This window comes from Streptomyces sp. NPDC047108 (assembly GCF_040643575.1).
In the GTDB taxonomy this organism is placed as follows: domain Bacteria; phylum Actinomycetota; class Actinomycetes; order Streptomycetales; family Streptomycetaceae; genus Streptomyces.
The window spans coordinates 206,041-224,124 of record NZ_JBEYUP010000007.1; the positions used below are offsets into that span (position 1 = coordinate 206,041).

The window sequence follows — 18,084 nt, forward strand, 5'->3', positions numbered from 1 at the left end:
TCCCCTTCTTGGGTGGCCTTTACGGCGTCCACAGTCCAGGTGCGCGATCGAGCACCTCTGAGTCGGCGTCAAGGATTTCGTCGATAATCTTCCGCATCCTTTCGAGATGGTCTTCGTATCCGTCGAAGGTGACGTGCACATCGCTCGGGGTCACGCGATGAGTCCAGAGGGTCAAGCGGTCCAGTCGCTGTCGGGCTGTTTCCTTGCTTGTTCGTGTCTCGTCCTCGTCGGGGGTTCGCTGTCCAGCGCGCAGAGCCCACTTCACCTCGTTCTCGTGCACGCGCCCGATGATGTACGGAGTGGGGTCCTTGAAGAGTTTTTGCACTGCGGCGTCGTCCATGCGGTCCATATTGAGCTGGCCGTTGGGGGCGACCTTCCTGGCTATCTCTGCTACGTCCTTGGCCAGCTTCACGTTGCGGTTATGGGTCATCATTCCGCGGCTGAGAATCTCATCCAGGCGTTGCTTTGCGGCCGCTTCAGAATTTGCGCGTCCCGCCCAGCTGATCTCGGTCAGACCGAAGGTCTTCATGGTGGGGTCGCGTCGACTCTCGATGAGGGTTCGCAGATACGCGAATTCCATCATCTTCTGCAGGTCGTGGCCGGTCTCCATGGCGGCCTTGAGGTCACCCCGCTGGATGGCTTGGACACCGGCGACGAACCTCTTGACGTCCTTCAGTTGTTTGGTGGCGAGGCGTGCATCCTGATATCTCACATCGCCGCTGCTCAGGTTGAGGAACCCGCCGGGATCGTGACGGAATCCACCCCGCCAGTCCACGGACGGGCCGTTCTTCCCGTGCTGCAGGGTTGCCCAGAGCTTTTCTCGCTTGGCTTGGTCCAGAACTGTGTTGACGGAGCCGGTCTGTGTGAGTAGCGGCTGATCCGGGTTGAGCTGGTGATGGAGCTTAGCTGCACTGCCCGAGGGGGCATTTCCGGAGTCCGGTTCCGCTTGCTTCGGTGGCTCTTGCTCGGTCGGGTCGTCTTTCTTTGCCGCCTCTTGCGCTGCTTGCTTCCTGGCGAATTGGTCCATCTCTTGCTGCAACTGCAATTGGCGAGCGAGCTTGTGCTTCTCGCTGGCCGAGAGCTCGGGGTTGAGCCGAGCCACTACCGTCTGAGCGGCGCCCCCTTCAGGGGAGAGCGACGTCAGACGGAACCACGCTCGGTTGGCGGCGAGCATGGCGCGCATCAGAGGCGCGTTGACTCCCTTGCGCAGCTTGGAGTCAATGCGTGGGCGGAGGCGCGCGACGATCTTGCGGAGCCGTTCGTCCTTGGAGTCCTTCGAGTCTTCTTCCTTCTTGCGCCGGTCCTTCTTGTCCTGCTTCTCCTTGGCCGGGTCGTTGTCCTTCGGCCTGTCATTCTTCGGCTTCTTCGGGCCCCTGGCCTCGTCCTTGCTCTTGGGCTTCTTGGGTTCGCCGTCCGTGTCCTTCGGCTTCTTGGGACGCTCGTCGGCGCCCCTGCCGCTGCCCTTGTTCTTCGGCTTGCCGGGGGAGTCCTTGTCCCCGCCCTTACCGTCCTCCGGCTTGTTCGGGTTCCCGTCCTTCGGCCGCGTCGGGTCCTTGTCGCCGTCCGGCTTCGGCTTGCCTGGCGTGTCCTTGGCGTCGGACTTCGGCTTGCCCGGGGCCTGATCCTTCGGCTTCGGCTTCGCCTCCGGGTCGTCCTTCGGCTTCGGCCGCGGTTCCGGTTTCGGCTTGGGCTTCGGGGACGGGGTCGGGCGGGTGTCCGGCTTCTCGTCGTCCTTGCCCTTGGGCCTGCCGTTCTTGTCCTTGCTCGTCGGCTCAGGCCTCTTGCCGTCGTCCGCACCGCCCTTCGGGCGGCCCGGGCCCGGCGCGTCCTTGCCCGGGTCCGGCCCGGCGCCGTGCCGCGTGCCCGGCTTCGTGACGTCCGGAATCGTGCCGGGCCGGGGCCGGCCGGTGACCGGGTGCGTCCCGGGAGCGCCGGCGGTCGCCGGGGCCGGTTCGTCCTTCCGCCTGCCGGCCCGGCTGTCCGTGCCGTCCGCGCCCGCTCCCTTGCCGCTGCCCGGCTTGCCGCCCTTGTCCTTGTCGCCGAGCTTCGCGGCGACGCCCTTGAGGCGGCGGCCGACCTTCGCGACGTATTTGCCGATGCCGCTCAACAGCGCTTCGTACAGCAGCTCCAGCAGCGCGACGACACCTGCCGCGACCGCCTTGGCGAAGAGGAGGCCCGCGCCGCCTCGGCGTACGGCCTTCAACCAGTCCAGTACCAGGCCCAGAGCGCGGAGGATCTCGCTCAGCGCTCCCCACGCCGTACGGATGGCGTCGATGACCGCCATCACCCAGCCCGCTCCCGGGATCAGCTTGGCGACGATCTTGGTCATGACCAGTTCGCCGATGATCAGCGGGAGTTGGGGAACGACGGCGTCCCACGCCTCCTTGACGATCTGCTCGAGGGTGAAGCCGCCTTTGAGCAGCTTGTCGAGAACTGCCTTCGGAACGCCGATGATTTCCTGGATCTTGTCCTTGAACCATTGCTTGACCGCTGAGGAGACCTCAGCGAACAAATGGTTCTTCGCCCCGTCCACCGCGGAGTTTTTCGCGCCGCTCAGCCAGCCGCCCGGGTCGGCCAGGAAGTCGACGGCGATGAGCATCCAGTCACCCAGAGCGCCGAGCAGTTTGGCCGCGAAGTCCATGATGGCCTTCACCGCGTTCACGACTGCCTCGACCACGGCGCGCAGCGCTTTCTTCAGCGCGTCCAGGATCCTGCTGAGCAACGCGCCGATCGCGTCGAGGAGATCGCTGATCATCTGCTTGAGCTGGGTGGCGATCCGGTTGACCAGAGCAATGGCCGCGTCACGGATGCGGATGATGAGGTCGCGGATGCGCTTCGCGATCTCCAGCACGGCGTTGAGGAGGTCCTTGCCGAGCTGGATCAGGGCCTCGGTGAAGTCCTTGAACTTGTCGACGATGAACTTGCGGGCCGCGTCGATCCAGCCGATCACCGTCGTCCTGAAGTTGGTGATGAGCTTCCTGATCTCGGTGAGCGCCGCCCTGAGGAAGCCGATGATGGCATCCTTGAGTTCGGTCAGCTTTTCGCGGATGAACGAGAAGGCCCGGGAGATCCAGCTGCCGGAGTCGTTGTGTGCCGTTTTCTTCTTGCTCTCGGATTTTTCGTTTGCCCTTTTCCTCTCCTTGTGAATGTTCTCCTGGTCCAGTTCATGCTGGTCCCTGACGCGGGTGTCGGTATCGTTCTCCTTGTCCTGGACCTCTTGGCGGATCTTGGTGATCTTCGCGGACTTCTTGGTTCCGAGGGAGCCGAGCTCCTTGTCCTGCTCGGCCTTCCACTGCGAACGTGAGCCGGACACCTCGGACATGGTCTTTTCGCGCTCAGCGGTCTGGGTCCGGGTGTTCGACTCGATTTCGTGCCGGACCTGCCTTTTGTGCTGCTCCTGCGACTCCCTGGACTCCTTGTCCTTGGTCTGCCGCTTGTCGGACATGGCCTTCCGGCCGTCGCTGAATGCAGCCTTGAGCTGTGGGCGGCGTTCGTGTTCCGCGACCTCGGACAGCGCTTCCGGGGGAATCCGGCCTCCCGCTGCTGAGGTGTTGCCCCCGCCCGCGGGGCCCTGCCCCTTGGAGCCCGGGACATGGGACGTCAGCGTTTCCTTGGGTACGTCCGGGTAGACCTGGTCCTCGCCCAACGGCCGGTCGGCGTCCTGACGGCCCGAGGCATGCAACTCCTGCCCCTTGGTGTCCAGTTCACCACTCTGCTCATCGGCTCGCCCCTGGGTCTCCCCCTGAAGCTCCACACCCGGCGCCGTCCCCACCTGCGCCTTGGCCAGCATCTCGTCGTCGCTCGGGATGTCGAGGATCCAGCGCATCAAGGCACCCGTGTCGATGACGTCTTCGTCCGCGCCGAAGAACTTGGTCACCCCGTTCACGGCACCTGCGATGAGCTGTCCGCCCGCCGCCAGCCCCAGTTGCAGCTTGCTCGGCTCCTCGACACCCTCGATCGCGAGATCGCCCTGTGGAGGCGGTTCTCCTTCGACCTTGGCCTTCTCCTTCTCGGGCGCATCAACCTTTGCCGCGGGGTCGGCGGAGTACTCGCCCGGCGCCGAGGTCCTGGGTGCGCCGCGCAACGTCTGCGGCGCTCCGGCGGGGCGTTCCATCGAGGGCGGCGCGTCCTTGAGAGCCTGGTGCTCCTCACCCACGTTCTTGTCGACGGCACCGTTCAACCCGCCCATGGCCTCGAGGGCCTGATGAGGCTTGAGGTTCGATGCTGTGCTCAGCCCGGCTTCGGGGGTCACCTGGGACAGGTCCGGAGCCGCCGGCTTCTTCTTCCCCGCGGCCGACGCGGCGGTACGGGAACCACCTCCGCCCCTGCCGCCCCCGCCGGCGCTCCGGGTACCTCCGCCTCCGCCCCGGGACCGGGGCGCCCTGCCCCCTGAACGGGCAGGGGCAGAGGCGGGTTCCGGTGGTGGTGCAGGCGCGGCCTCCCGCGCGGTAGGGGGTTCCGTACGCGAACTCGCCTCGTTCGTGGCCGTGTTGCCCGGTGACGGCGCGTTCTGCGTATCGCTCTCCGGCATGCTGCTCGGGCCGCCGGGCGTGCCCGGACCGGAGCCGCCGGGGGCCTGCGTGTCCTGCGAGGTCGGGGACGCAGCCTTCGCGTCGGCCGCCGGCTCGAGCTTCGCCGCCGACGGCAGATCCCCCGCCCTCTGCTGCTCCATGGCCCCGGGCTCCGATGGGGCCGACTTGCCGCCCACGGCCTGCTGCGACGCCTTCTCCGGCGTACCGCTTGCGTTGTCCCCGGCGGCCGCCGTGCCCTTCTCCTCCTTGGCGGCCTGCTCCTTCGCCGGACTGCCGCCCTCGGACGTGCCGGTCTCCGGCTTGCCCGGCGCCTCCTGCACCGTGGTCTGGGCCGTGACGGGCCCGGCCTTCGGGTCGTCACCGCTCTTCGGGTCCCGCGAAGTGGCACCCGGCGATCCCGGCCCGGCCACGCCGGCCCGCTCCAGTTCGAGGGCCCCCGGCCGATCGGCTCCGGGTCCGCCCTCCTCGGCCTCGACCGGCGGCTCCGTCCCGGCGGGCCTCTCCGCCGCTTCGTCCTCCGGCCCGGCGTCCGCCGCCGCGTCCTCGGCGTCCTCCGTGTCGCGCTCGGCCTGCACCGTGTCGGCCTTGGTGACCGGGGGAGCGGGGAAGGACGGAGCCGATGCGGAGCCGGACGAGGACGGGTCCAGCTGGTCCGCGGTCGGTACGGCGGACACGTCGAGGTCCTTCTCCGGAACGAAGTCCTCCGGCTGGAGTTTGACGTCCCAGGCACTCTTCTCCTCGCCCCCGACATCGACTTCCGACGCGCTGCCGGAACCGAACGGGTCCTCGGCCGCCCGCTCCTCCGGGCCGCCGAGGTCCTGAGCGCGTACGCCGTCGAGCCGGCTGGTGGGGCCCGGCAGCTGGGTGTCCTTGCCAGTTGCCGCAGGACCGTCGGGCTTCTCCGCGCCGCGTTCGTCCCTCCGCTCGGGCTGCCGTCCGGCGGCGGGGGCGTCGGCTCCGCCCGCGCGCTTCTCGGCGGCGGCCTGCTCCTTGCCCGCTGACCCGGCGCCCTCGAGGTCCTTCCCTTCCTTGGCGCCTGCGCCCTTCCTGTCACCGGCCTGTTGCTGTCCGGCGGACCTTCCGGAAGCTTGCGCCGACGCGGACTGCTGACGTTCGGAGGACGGTGAGGTGGGTGCCTTCGCCTGTGCTTCAGCCGCTGCCGGCGACTCCGGCGAGGGCTGACTTCCGGAGGGTGAACTCCCGCCGCTGCGTGGGGTGGTGGTCCCCGGCCGCTGCCCATGCTCTTCGTCCGGCTTCCGCCCGTGCTCGCCGCCCCGCGGCGCACCACCGCCCTGCGGGGTGGTCCCATGCTCCGCCGTTCCGCCGTTCCGCGGCGTGCCGCCCGTGGCGCCCTCCTCGCCGGACTCCTCCTTCTCCGGTCCCGGAGCGACGGCCGGCCTGGTCTCCTCCGCCCGCCGTTCCTCCGCCGACCGCTGCTCGGTCTCCCGCTCCAGCAGCAGCTCCTCGGCCTGGTCCGCCTCGACGAAGGGGGCGTCGAGCGAGTTCTGTTCGAGGTCCTCCGCGAAGCCGACCTCGTCGACCAGGTCGAGCACCCGGTCGTGCTCCGTGCTGAGCAGCCGGGACTCCAGGCGTTCGAGCACGGCGTCCTGCAACGCGTCCGACATCCGGCCCAGTTGCATGCGGGTGCGCTTCGACCGGTCCTCCGGGTCGCCGCGCAGCGAGCGCACCACCGAGTTCGCCAACCGGTCCACCAGCGTCGCCGGGTCCAGCTGCTCCATCCGGTTCCGGTCCGCGTGCACCGTGGTGTAGCGGAGCCAGCCCGGCGTGGACCGGCCCTCCTGGACCTGCGGCTCCCGGTCGGCCGGAGCGGCCTCGCCCGCCGCGACGTCCTGCGCCGCCGACTCCGCCTCCCGCTCGACCGCCTGCTGCGGCAGGCTCACCGCTCCCAGGTCGCGGCCAGCGCGCAGCGCGCCGAGGCCGTGGGGGTTCTGGACGGTGTGCAGCACCTCGTGAGCCAGCAGCCGCCGGCCATCCGCCGTACCCGGACGGTATGCGCCCTCGCGGAAGAAGATGTCCTGGCCGACCGCGACCGCGTCCGCGCCCAGCAAGTCCGTCAGCGCGCCCGCGTCCCGGTCGGTGTGCAGCCGCACCCGGCCCAGGTCGTGGCCGAGTTGCTCCTCCAGCTCGCGCCGTACGCTCACGTCCAGCGGCTGACCTGCCCCGCTGACGATGTCCTTCGGCTCGGGGGTACGCGCCGTGCCCGCACGCTCCTTGCGCTTCCGCCGCTTGCCGGACCGGCTCGACTCGGTGTCCTGGGACGGGACATGGGAGGCGCTCATCGTGCCTCCCCCCGCCCCGCCAGGCCCGCGTGCACCGAGCGCGCCAGCTCCTGGCCGAGCCGCCGCGAGGACGCGTTCGCCGGGAGGGCCGGAAGGCCGGACACCACGTCCAGCTCACGGTCGGTGCCGTCGGCGGCGATCGGCACGCCCCGTTCCCGTACGAGCCGGGTCAGCTCCGCCTGGAACGCCTCCGACACACGATCGGTGTCGACCCGCTCGAAGCCGTCGAGCACCAGCTCGCCGATGTCGACGCGTACGGTGTGCGCCGGCCCGGGGCGGGCCCGGCGCGGTTCCTCGTTCAGACCCATCCGTGGACCTCCGAGGGCGTCAAGGAGCGTTCCAGCTTCAGGTATTCGGTCCGCGCCGCGGCCAGCATGTGCCGCATCTGCAGCCGGTCGCCCTCTTCGGCCGCGAGGAAGGCGCCCGCCAGCGCGATGTTGCGGATGGAGCCGCCCGCCACGGTCAGCCGGGCCAGCAGCCGGGGGTCGATGTCCTTCATCGGCGCCTGCTCGGGCAGGACCCGGCGCCAGATCTCGGCCCGCTCGGACTCGCCGGGGAAGGGGAAGTCGACGACGAAGCGGATCCGTCGCATGAAGGCGGAGTCCAGGGCCTTCTTCATGTTGGTGGTGAGGATCGCCAGGCCCCGGTACGCCTCCATCCGCATCAGCAGATAGCTGACCTCCAGGTTGGCGTACCGGTCGTGGCTGTCCTTGACCTCGCTGCGCTTGCCGAAGAGGGCGTCGGCCTCGTCGAACAGCAGGAGCGCGCCGCCGCGTTCGGCCGCGTCGAAGACCTTGCGCAGGTTCTTCTCGGTCTCGCCGATGTACTTGCTGACGACCTGGGAGAGGTCGATGACGAAGAGGTCCAGGCCCAGTTCGCGCGCCATGACCTCGGCCGCCAGCGTCTTGCCGGTGCCCGAGCCTCCCGCGAAGAGCGCGGTGACGCCGAGGCCGCGCCGCAGCGTCCCGGCGAAGCCCCACTCCTGGTGGACGGTGGCCCGCCGCCGTACGTGGGCGACGATCTCCCGCAGGATGCGCAACTGCCGTTCGGCCAGCACCAGATCGTTCCAGCCCGCCTCCGGCTCGACGCGCCGCCCCAGCTCGTCCAGGCCGATGCGGGCCTCGGCGAGCCCGGCGTGCCAGGCCAGCGCCGCCGCGTCGGCTCCGCCCTCACCGTCGTTGTCTTCGGGCAGGGCACGGCGTACGGCGGTGGCGGCCGAGCGGATGACGTGCGGCGGGAGCTGGAACTGCGCGACCAGGCCGCCGAGATGCTCCCGCGACATCCCCGGCACGCCGGTGAACGCATCGGCCCACAGCCCGAGTTGTTCCTCCGTGCCGAGGGAGGGCACCGTCACGCGTTCGCCGCGCGCCTGCTCGGACGGGCGCGGGTCGGTCCCGGCGACGACGAGCGGCACGGCCGCCGAGGCGAGGAACGCATCGGTGGCGGTGGCCTGTTCGCGGTCGAGGTCGCCGGTCTCCAGCAGCAGCGCGGCGGGCAGCAGGATCGCCTCGCGCTGCCAGAGGCGCGCCAGCCCGTCGCGTTCGGCGGGGTCGGACGGCACGTCCTGGCCCGACATCGCGTAGAGGCCGAGCCCGGTCCGGTGGGCGGCCGAGGCGGCGATGTCGGCGCGGGTGCGCAGATCCCCGCCGACCAGCTCGACCCGCAGCGGAGCGTCCGGCACGGGCTCGGCCCAGCCCGCCGCGATCCGGTCCGCCGCCCGGTCGTACGAGGCGGGCAGCCCGTCCGGAACGGGGGTACGGCGCAGCAGCCCGTGCAGGCGGACATCGAGGTACGGCGAACCCAGCAGGAAGTGCAGGATCCGTTCGTCCAGACGCAGCCGGGTTGCCGTCAGCCGTGTCTCGTCGTCCAGTTCGAGCAGCCGCCAGCGGCGCAGGGGGCCGACGGGGGTCAGCGCGCTCCAGTGGGGCTCCGCGAGCGCGGCGAGCGCGAGCGAGAAGGTCGGGTACGCGCGCTCGGGGTCGCCGCTCGCCGCGGCGCAGCGGGATGCGGTGGTGGGGTCGAGCTCGGTGGCGGCGGCGAGGAGGACCACGTCGCGCTCGAAGGGGGTGAGCCCGAAGCAGGTGACGAGGGCGTCGAGGGTTCCGGGTCCGGTGGGGGACGCGGCCCGCTTCGCCGTTCCGCCGGTGGCGTTGTCGGTCTCGTCCCTGGCCGCCGTACGGGTGTTGGCGTCCGGCCCGGTGCCGGCCGCCGGGCCGCTCGTGGTTCCGCTTCCGGTCTCCGCTCGGGTGCGGGACGCGCGCAGGGCGTGCGCGTCGACACGGGCCAGGACCGAGGCGATCGCCGCGGTCAGCGCCCGCCCGTCCGTGCCGGGAGCCGCCGGACGCGGTCCGTTCCCCTGCTGTGCGCCCATGACGCCGCCCACCCCCGTCTTCCGCATCCGTCTCAGCCCTGGCCGTTCTCCGCGGCGGCACCGTCCGCGACGTCTCCTGCGGCCCGTGGGGGCGTGGACGCGCCGCCTCCTCGTCGTGCCGAGCCGGTCGCCTTGCGTGTACGGGGTGAACCGGCCCCGGGAGCCGACTTCTTGGCGGCGCGCTCCTGGGAGCCGCTCGTCGTACGGCTCGTCGTGCGGTCCGTCGCCGCATCGGTGGGTTCGGCCGCTGCGGTATCCGCACGGGCTTCCTCCGGCCGACCCGAGCCGGAAGCCGTCGACGGCGCCGAAGGGCCCTTCGCGGTACGGGACTTGGGCGCCGCGCCCGCCTTGCCAGTGCTGCCCTTGCCGGAGTCAGGACTCTTGCGCGGGGAGGCGGCACCACCCGCGCGCCCGGACCCGGCAGCCGCGTCCTCCGCGGATCCCGTGGGCCCCGTGGCTCCCGCAGATCCCGTGGGCCCCGCGGCTCCCGCCTCCCCCGCCCCCGCCGTGTCCGACGCGGCCGCGGCGCGATCCGGCGTGGCCGCCGCGGGGGGCTCGGGCGCGCCCGGTGCGCCGAACGGCGCCACGCGCACGGTGCGTTCGCGGACCGGCCTGGCCGGGACCGGCCTCTCGCGGCCCTCGATCAGGACCAGCGACGCCTGATAGGCGACGGACAGCGCGTACGGCGTGTGGTGGAGCATCCCCCAGAGCTTGGAGGTCTCGTCGACGTCCATCTGGAGGGGCGAGAAGCGCACCTTCTGCAGCGACTCCGCCAGGTCGCTCCCCTCCAGGTACGGGAACTCCGCCGCCTGCTCGATCACATCCCTGGGCAGGACCGGGATCTCGTGGAGCGTGCGGACGACGCAGCCGATCAGCCGCTGGCCGACCAGTTCGGTCTCCTCGCCGTACGCGGTGATCAGGAAGTTCAGATCGAGCGCCGCGGCCGGACGCTTGACGAGCGTGCCGTCCGAGGCGCGCGTCGGCAGGTCGGTGTGGCGCATCGAGGCGTTCTGGGTGACCTGGTAGAGGAAGACGTTGATGGTCGGGTCGGTGGGCGGGTCGGCCGGCGGCTTGCGCGTCTCGACCGAGACGGCCATGTCGATCTCGGGCTGCAGGTTGTTGCCGATCAGCAGCGCGAGGGCCTGGGTGACCGTCGCGAACGCCAGTCCGTTGCTCATGAAGTCCGCCCCCCGCTGCCGCAGTTCACGCCCCTGGCCCGGCCGCACGCACCTCGCGCGTCGCCGTACGTGCCTCGCGTCCGGGCGAACCCACCTCGCGTCCGGCCGCCCTCACCTCGCGCCCGGCCGCCCTCGCCGCGGGCCCGCCCGTACGCGTATCCGGCACCGCTGGTCCTCCGCCGCGTACGGCCGTCCGTGCCGTTCATGCCGTCCCCGCCCTTCGTACCGCCCATGACGTCGGTCCTCAGCCCCTCTTCTCGCCGCGTGCCAGGAAGTCCTCCAGGCTCAGCGCGGGTGCGGGCCGTCCCGCACGGTTCCCGCCCGCAGCGGCCGTACGGCCGCCAGCCGCCGCGCCCGCCGCGCTGACCTCGAGCCGCCCGATCTGTACGTGCACGACCTGCTCCACCGGCCGCGCTCCGCGCCGTGCGGCAGCGGTGCGCGCGGCGCCGCGGGCGTTCGCCGCCGCGTCGGGGCGCGGCCGCACCGCTGCCGCCGCGGCGGCACGTGCGGCGCCCGGGCCCTGGACGGCAGGCGCGGGTGCCGCTGGTCGTGATGGTGCGTCAGGTGTCGTCGCCCCCGCGGTCCGCAGGCCCTGGCGCGGTGCGTCCGTCGCGGCGGGCCGGGCCACCGGGCCGACCTGCGCGGCGGGCCGGAGCAGGGGCGCGGCCGGAGCCTGAGCCGGAGTGGACTCCCCGGCCTTGTCGCGGGGCGCGGTCCCGGTCCGTACGACGGTGCGGTGGTCGGTTCTGATCTCCCGCTCGTGCCGGATCACCTCTCCGGCACGGCCGGCCGGCCGGGGCGCGGCCGGGACCAGCGGCGCAGGCTCGTCCGGTCGGGCAGGCTCGGCCCGCAGCGCCTCGACCCGTTCGAAGGGGCCGGGCAGCCGCGGCCGTACCTGCGCGGCGGTGCGCGGCTCGGCCCCCGGCGGCGGGGCGTGCCGCGCCAGCAGCCGGTCGAAGTGGTCGGGCACGTCAGGCATCTGCGCACAGCTCCAGGTAGTAGCGGCGGCGCAGCGGGCTGAGCGCCAGGATCTCCGGCTCGCTCCAGCCGTACGCGGAGGCGAGCAGATGGACGTCGAGCAGCAGGTCCCGTGCCCAGGCGTCCAGTTCGGTCCACAGATAGGAGGCGATGTCCAGCTCGGCCGGGGTGGCCTCGCCGCACTCGGGGCAGGCGACGCTGAGCGTCACCTCGGCGGCCGGGTCGGCCCGTTCGGCCGCCTCGGCCAGCCGCCGCCGCACGGTCTCGGGCAGGTCGGCGAGCCGGTCCGCGGGGACCGGCTCCCCGTCCCGTTCGGCCGAGACCGTGCAGCGGGCGACCAGCAGACGCCGGGCGTCCGCCGCGTCGAGCGCGGAGCGGGCGGCCGCCTCGAGGTCGGCGACGGTGGGCAGCCGGAACTCGACCACCCACCCGTCGGCCTCGACCCGCAGCGGGCCGGCGGGCTGCCCCGGCCGCTGCGCCAGTCCGCCCGCGTCGAGGTCGAACTCCATGGCCTCGCCGCACGCGGAGCACTCCACGAGCACCTGCATCCGGTCGCCGAACAGCGCCCGGCGCAGGGCCAGCAGATCCGCCTCCCGCTCGCCGACCGGCACCGACAGCAGGGCGTCGCCGCCGCTGTCCGGACGGGCCGCCCGGTGCAGGAGCTGCGCTCGCTCGCTGCCGTGCCGGGCGGCCTGCCCCGCTTCCCAGGCGGCCAGCAGGTCGGCGGGCCCCACGGGCGTCGCGTTCACGCCGGGTGGGTGAAGGAGGGCTCGGTCGGCTCCGGCACCTCGTAGTCCCGCTCCCAGCCCTCGCACTCCAGCTTCAGGCTCTGGATGGCGACGGCGTTGGCGTTGGCGTCCATCTCGCCCAGCACCTGGTACTCGCTCGGCCAGGTCCGGTAGAGCTTGTGCGAAACGGCCACCTGCCCGGCCTCGTTGAGGACCTGTATCACGATGTCCTTGCGGAAGTCGGCGAGCGAGACCTCGGAGCCGAGCCCGGCGCCGACCTGCCAGACCTTGTTGGCCCAGCGGTCGAACTCGGGGTCGTGCGTGACGCCGCGCTCGAGCGTGATGCCCTCGAACTCCGAGCGGCCCGGCGACTTGCGCGGCGAACTGGGGTCCCCGCCGTGCCGGTGCTTGACCACTTCGGTGGTGCGCTTCAGCGGGCTGATCTTGCTGATGCCCGCGACCGTACGGCCGTCCCAGAGGACCAGGAACTTGAAGTTCTTGTACGGGTCGAAGCGATGGGCGTTGATCTGAAACTCAGCCATCGGTGTCCTTCGGTTTCCTTCGGGTTCCTAGATCTCGAACTGACCGGCCATCTGCTGGATCTTGACGATCACGAACTCCGCGGGCCTCACCGGCGCGATGCCGACCAGGACGTTGACGACGCCGCGCTCGATGTCCTCGTCGGTCGTCGTGTCCTTGTCGCACTTGACGAAGTACGCCTCGCGCGGTGTGCCGCCCTTGAAGGCGCCCTGGCGGAACAGCGTGTGCAGATAGGCGGAGGCGTTCAACCGGATCTGCTGCCAGAGCTGCTCGGTGTTCGGCTCGAACACCACCCACTGCAGTCCGCGGTAGAGGCTCTCCTCGACGTGCAGGGCGAGCCGCCGCACCGGTACGTACTTCCACTCGCTGTCCAGCGCGTCCGATCCCTGCAGGGTGCGGGCGCCCCAGACGACCGGGCCGACGACGGGGAACGTACGCAGCACGTTGACCCCGAGCGGGTTCAGCAGGCCGTTCTCGCGGTCGGTGAGCGGTACGGTCAGCGACCGCACCCCCGCCAGCCGCGCCTCGGTCCCCGCCGGTGCCTTCCACACCCCGCGCTCGGCGTCCGTGCGGGCGATGACGCCGGCGATCGCACCGGACGGCGGGAACGAGCGCAGCCTGCCGGTGAGCGGGTCGGTGAGCTGGACGTGCGGGAAGAACAGCGCGGCGTGGTTGCCGCGCACCGGCTCGAAGGCGGAGAGCCCGGCACGCGCGGTGTCGACGCTGACCCAGCTCGTGGGCGAGTCGACGAGCAGGAAGATCCGCCGCTCCTGGCAGAGCCGCTGGGCCGCCGAGATCACGGTGATCATGTCCTCGGTGGACTCGTACGCGGCCAGCTCCGGCAGCACGAGCAGGTTGACGTCGTCGACGCCGCGCAGTGCCTGGACACCGGTCTTGCCGCCCTCGCTGCCGATGAGGTCGCGCGGCCCCGGCGGGTCGCCGTCCTCGCCGCCGCACAGCGGGAAGACGGGCGGGTTGACGGACGCTTCCAGCCCGAGGTCGTTGGCGCACTGGCCGACGAACCGGACCACGTCCTCGGGATCGGTGGACCCCGCGACGACCTGGACGCGTCGGCCGAACGCGGTCACCTCGGCGCCCGCGAAGGCGCGCTTGCCCGGGGCGTCGGGGAGCGCCCGCAGCTTGCGCTCCAGGAGCAGGGCCAGCTCGGTGACGCCGGCCGGCGGCTCGCCGTCCTGGTCGGGGTCGAAGAGCGTGAACTCGCGCTCCACGTCACCGATCTTGACCGTGAGGTCCACGGCCAGGTCCGGCAACTCGGCGCCGAACGGCTTGGAGACCGTGCCCGAGGGGTCCGGCCTGCCGCCGTCGCCGACGACGTCGGCCCGGATCAGCGTGGAGCCCGCGTTGACCACGGTCTCCACGAAGCGGCCGTGCCCCTGCCGCACGGACAGGCCCGTGAAGGTCTCCCGGGCGCCGCCCTTCGCGTCGAGGACGTGGAGGTTGAAGGTCTCGTCGGGTTCCGGGGTGTCGTAGTCGACCGCCACCCGCAGGCCGTTGCCCCAGACTCCGGGTTCCTTGGCGTGCACGGTGAGCACCGGGCACTCGCTGCGGCCCTCGGTGGAGTCGAGCGTGACGCACGCCTCCTGGCCGGATCCCGCGGCGGCCACGCGCACGATCACCGCGACCGTGCCGCCGTTGCCGAAGAACTGGTGAACGGCGTGGCCGACGGCGCTCCGCGAGCTCAGACCCCCGAAGCGGCGTTCGAAGTCCGCGAAGCTGGTGATCCGCACGGGGTGGTTCAGCGGTCCGCGGCGGGTGTGCCCCACGAAGGCGGTGACCGACGTGGTGACCGCCGCGATCGTACGGACGCTACTGGGAAGTTCCTCGATGTATACGCCGGGATAGCCCGTTTGCACCGGCATTCCCCTCCAATCCCTTAGCGCAGCCAGAGATGATGGAGAGGATGTGAAGAAATGGCGTGCGCGGAACGCGCGGATGCACACTTCTCCAGCAATTCCCCCGTCACACACCCCCGAGCGATTTCGGTATCGCAGGAGCCCAACTCGCAGTGGAGCGACTCCTGTTGCATGCGTGCCTCTTGGAGTCTCGACCGCCTCTCACCTGCGGGTCAAGGCAGTTTTCCGGTCAAGAAGCCGATCTTTCGTTTGCGCTCGGAGGAAGGGCGATTTGGTTTCGGATACGGGCTTTGCGCTGGCGAAATATGGCAATGCGGGAGAGGTGTGCCCACCTGATGGATGAGTTTGAACGACGGAAACGAGTCGAAAGAATGAAAGTCCCGGCGCGCCGGTTTGCCGCCCTGTCGGCGCCCTGAACGAGAGGAATGGCCGATTGGCTGCGCTTCGTGAGGATCGGCGCCGTGGTGAGACATTCCGTCTCGTCATGTGACCACCATCACCGCTCACATGTGACCTGTGATTTAGGGACCCGAGGGCGACGGGGATAACCTGCGAGACGGACATGCCGCGTACCCGGCCAACGTGTGTGCGCCTCCGTTGTGATCGCGTCGTCACGCTGCCCTAGCGGCACGCCCACGCATACAACGAACCGCATCACCACGACAGCGGTAATCAAGACGCAGACGCAAGGGACGGACGCGCGTGGACCTGTTCGAGTACCAGGCGAGGGACCTCTTCGCCAAGCACGGTGTACCGGTGCTGGCCGGTGAAGTCATCGACACGCCTGAGGCGGCGCGCGAGGTGACCGAGCGTCTCGGCGGCCGGTCGGTCGTCAAGGCCCAGGTCAAGGTCGGCGGCCGCGGCAAGGCCGGCGGCGTCAAGCTGGCCTCCGACCCGCAGGACGCGGTCGAGAAGGCCGGCCAGATCCTCGGCATGGACATCAAGGGCCACACGGTCCACAAGGTCATGCTGGCGGAGACCGCGCCGGAGATCGCCGAGGAGTACTACGTCTCGTACCTCCTCGACCGTACGAACCGCACCTTCCTGGCCATGGCGTCCGTCGAGGGCGGCATGGACATCGAGGAGGTCGCGGCCACCAAGCCCGAGGCCCTGGCGAAGATCCCGGTCGACGCGAACGAGGGCGTGACCGCCGAGAAGGCCGCGGAGATCGTCGCCGCCGCCAAGTTCCCGGCCGCGGTCGCCGACCAGGTCGCCGAGGTCCTGCAGACCCTGTGGAAGACCTTCGTCGCCGAGGACGCGCTCCTCGTCGAGGTCAACCCGCTGGCCAAGGTCGCCGACGGCCGCATCATCGCCCTCGACGGCAAGGTGTCCCTGGACGCCAACGCCGAGTTCCGCCAGCCGGGACACGAGGCGCTGGAGGACAAGGACGCGGCCAACCCGCTCGAGGCGGCGGCCAAGGCCAAGGGCCTCAACTACGTCAAGCTCGACGGCCAGGTCGGCATCATCGGCAACGGCGCGGGTCTGGTCATGTCGACCCTCGACGTCGTCGCGTACGCCGGTGAGGGCCACGGCAACGTGAAGCCCGCCAACTTCCTCGACATCGGCGGCGGCGCCTCCGCCGAGGTGATGGCGAACGGTCTCGAGATCATCCTCGGCGACCCGGACGTCAAGTCCGTCTTCGTCAACGTCTTCGGCGGCATCACCGCGTGCGACGCCGTCGCCAACGGCATCGTCCAGGCCCTGGAACTGCTCAAGTCCAAGGGCGAGGACGTCAGCAAGCCGCTGGTCGTGCGCCTCGACGGCAACAACGCGGAGGTCGGCCGCAAGATCCTGACCGACGCCAACCACCCGCTCGTGCAGCAGGTGGACACCATGGACGGAGCGGCCGAGCGCGCCGCCGAGCTGGCAGCCAAGTAAGAGGGACGAGGACACCGACACCATGGCTATCTTCCTCACCAAGGAATCCAAGGTCATCGTCCAGGGCATGACCGGCTCCGAGGGCCAGAAGCACACCCGGCGGATGCTCGCCTCGGGCACCAACATCGTCGGCGGTGTGAACCCGCGCAAGGCCGGCACCGCGGTCGACTTCGACGGCACCGAGATCCCGGTCTTCGGCACCGTGGCCGAGGCCATCGAGAAGACCGGCGCCGACGTCACGGTCATCTTCGTCCCGGAGAAGTTCACCAAGGACGCGGTCGTCGAGGCGATCGACGCCGAGATCCCGCTCGCCGTCGTGATCACCGAGGGCATCGCCGTCCACGACACCGCCGCGTTCTGGTCGCACGCCCAGACCAAGGGCAACAAGACCCGGGTCATCGGCCCGAACTGCCCCGGTCTCATCACCCCGGGCGCGTCCAACGCGGGCATCATCCCGGCCGACATCACCAAGCCCGGCCGCATCGGTCTCGTGTCGAAGTCCGGCACACTGACCTACCAGATGATGTACGAGCTGCGGGACATCGGCTTCTCCACCTGCGTCGGCATCGGCGGTGACCCGATCATCGGCACCACCCACATCGACGCCCTGGCCGCCTTCGAGGCCGACCCCGAGACCGACCTGATCGTGATGATCGGCGAGATCGGCGGCGACGCCGAGGAGCGGGCCGCGGACTTCATCAAGGCCAACGTCACCAAGCCGGTCGTCGGCTACGTGGCGGGCTTCACCGCGCCCGAGGGCAAGACCATGGGCCACGCCGGCGCCATCGTCTCCGGCTCCTCCGGCACGGCCCAGGCCAAGAAGGAGGCCCTGGAGGCCGCGGGCGTCAAGGTCGGCAAGACGCCGTCCGAGACCGCCCGCCTGGCGCGCGCCGCGCTCGGCGGCTGAGCCCCGGGGCATCCCGGCGCAACGCTGACAAGGGCTTGGGCCCGTACCGCGAGGTACGGGCCCAAGCCCTTCTGCGTGACGGCACTTCGGGCCATGAGTCCCGCCCACTCCCGTCAGAAGAGGGTGTCGACCACCGTGGCCACCAGCAGCAGCGCGGCGAAGAAACCCACCAGCCCGTACACCGTCCGCGTCCAGAACCGCGCGCGCCGCTCGCCCGCCGTCCGCACCGACTCCGCGGGCCGTGTCCTGACCTGCTGCACGGCGGCTTTCTCGCTCAGCATCCGGCGCAGGGCCGCGGCCCGCCGGACCGGCGTCGCATCGCGCAGCTCCGGGAGCGACCCGGCCATGGCGGCCCGGGCGTGCATCAGCCGGTTGGTGGTGGCGGCCGTACTCGCCTCGGTCTCCGCCGCTGTCTCGGGCAGACCCAGACCCACGCCGTCGTGCAGCAGCAGCGCACGCCGGTAGGACGGCGGAAGGCCGAGCAGCGCGGTGATGAGCGCACGGTCGGGGCCCAGCCGGCCCGACGGCCCGCGGTTGGCATGGTGCAGCCGGCGCCAGGGCGAGAGCGCGTACTCGTACGTCGCGGCCCGCACCCACCCGGCTGGATCGCTGTCAACGGCCACCTCCGGCCAGCGCTGCCATGCCTGGTAGAAGGCGTGGTAGACCGCCTGCCGGGCGAGGTGCTTGCTGCCGGTGAGCAGATAGGCCTGCCGTACGAGGCCGGCGGCGTGGGCGGTGTAGAGCGCGTCGAACGCCAACGCCGCGCCTCCGCCCACCCGTTCCCTGCCGGGCTGTGCG

10 protein-coding genes and 1 pseudogene are annotated in these 18,084 nt (G+C 71.0%); 2 read left to right on the forward strand and 9 right to left on the reverse strand.

Annotated features, from left to right (window positions below; all coding sequences use genetic code 11):
* Positions 1 to 19: 19 nt before the first annotated feature.
* The 8 genes from ABZ822_RS17300 to ABZ822_RS17335 all read right to left on the reverse strand — a co-directional run bounded on the left by ABZ822_RS17300 (position 20) and on the right by ABZ822_RS17335 (position 14,507).
* Positions 20 to 6,832 (reverse strand): DUF4157 domain-containing protein, encoded by a 6,813-nt coding sequence (locus ABZ822_RS17300; RefSeq protein WP_360853877.1) that lies wholly within the window; start codon positions 6,830 to 6,832, stop codon positions 20 to 22.
* The gene (locus ABZ822_RS17305; RefSeq protein WP_360853880.1) at positions 6,829 to 7,140 is read right to left on the reverse strand and encodes a hypothetical protein; all 312 of its coding nucleotides are present in this window, start codon (positions 7,138 to 7,140) and stop codon (positions 6,829 to 6,831) included. Before ABZ822_RS17305 ends, ABZ822_RS17300 begins: the two co-directional genes overlap by 4 nt.
* A complete protein-coding gene (locus ABZ822_RS17310) occupies positions 7,131 to 9,203 on the reverse strand; it encodes an ATP-binding protein (protein WP_360853883.1) in 2,073 nt (690 codons plus the stop codon). Before ABZ822_RS17310 ends, ABZ822_RS17305 begins: the two co-directional genes overlap by 10 nt.
* A gap of 32 nt (positions 9,204 to 9,235) precedes the next feature.
* Positions 9,236 to 10,381 (reverse strand): DUF4255 domain-containing protein, encoded by a 1,146-nt coding sequence (locus ABZ822_RS17315; protein ID WP_360853886.1) that lies wholly within the window; start codon positions 10,379 to 10,381, stop codon positions 9,236 to 9,238.
* A 244-nt stretch (positions 10,382 to 10,625) separates the two neighbouring features.
* On the reverse strand, positions 10,626 to 11,360 hold the full coding sequence (locus ABZ822_RS17320) for a hypothetical protein (protein ID WP_360853889.1): 735 nt from the start codon (positions 11,358 to 11,360) through the stop codon (positions 10,626 to 10,628).
* Positions 11,353 to 12,108, reverse strand: coding sequence for a hypothetical protein (locus ABZ822_RS17325; protein WP_360853892.1), 756 nt, complete (start codon positions 12,106 to 12,108; stop codon positions 11,353 to 11,355). The genes ABZ822_RS17320 and ABZ822_RS17325 overlap by 8 nt, the downstream gene beginning before the upstream one ends.
* Positions 12,105 to 12,629 carry a phage tail protein gene (locus ABZ822_RS17330; protein WP_360853895.1) on the reverse strand — a complete coding sequence of 175 codons (525 nt, stop codon included), beginning with the start codon at positions 12,627 to 12,629 and terminating at the stop codon, positions 12,105 to 12,107. Before ABZ822_RS17330 ends, ABZ822_RS17325 begins: the two co-directional genes overlap by 4 nt.
* 27 nt (positions 12,630 to 12,656) lie before the next feature.
* Positions 12,657 to 14,507: a phage tail sheath subtilisin-like domain-containing protein gene (locus ABZ822_RS17335; RefSeq protein WP_360853898.1), complete on the reverse strand. Its 1,851-nt coding sequence runs from the start codon at positions 14,505 to 14,507 to the stop codon at positions 12,657 to 12,659.
* 696 nt (positions 14,508 to 15,203) lie between these two features.
* On the opposite strand from ABZ822_RS17335, the gene sucC reads away from it, so the two are divergent.
* Positions 15,204 to 16,379, forward strand: a complete 1,176-nt coding sequence (gene sucC / locus ABZ822_RS17340) for an ADP-forming succinate--CoA ligase subunit beta (protein WP_360853901.1) — start codon at positions 15,204 to 15,206, stop codon at positions 16,377 to 16,379.
* A 22-nt stretch (positions 16,380 to 16,401) separates the two neighbouring features.
* Positions 16,402 to 17,286, forward strand: coding sequence for a succinate--CoA ligase subunit alpha (sucD, locus tag ABZ822_RS17345; protein WP_360853904.1), 885 nt, complete (start codon positions 16,402 to 16,404; stop codon positions 17,284 to 17,286).
* Positions 17,287 to 17,468: 182 nt separating this feature from the next.
* Here sucD and ABZ822_RS17350 read toward each other — a convergent pair.
* Positions 17,469 to 18,047: pseudogene (locus ABZ822_RS17350) on the reverse strand (sigma factor-like helix-turn-helix DNA-binding protein); the annotation flags it as partial.
* Positions 18,048 to 18,084: the final 37 nt, after the last annotated feature.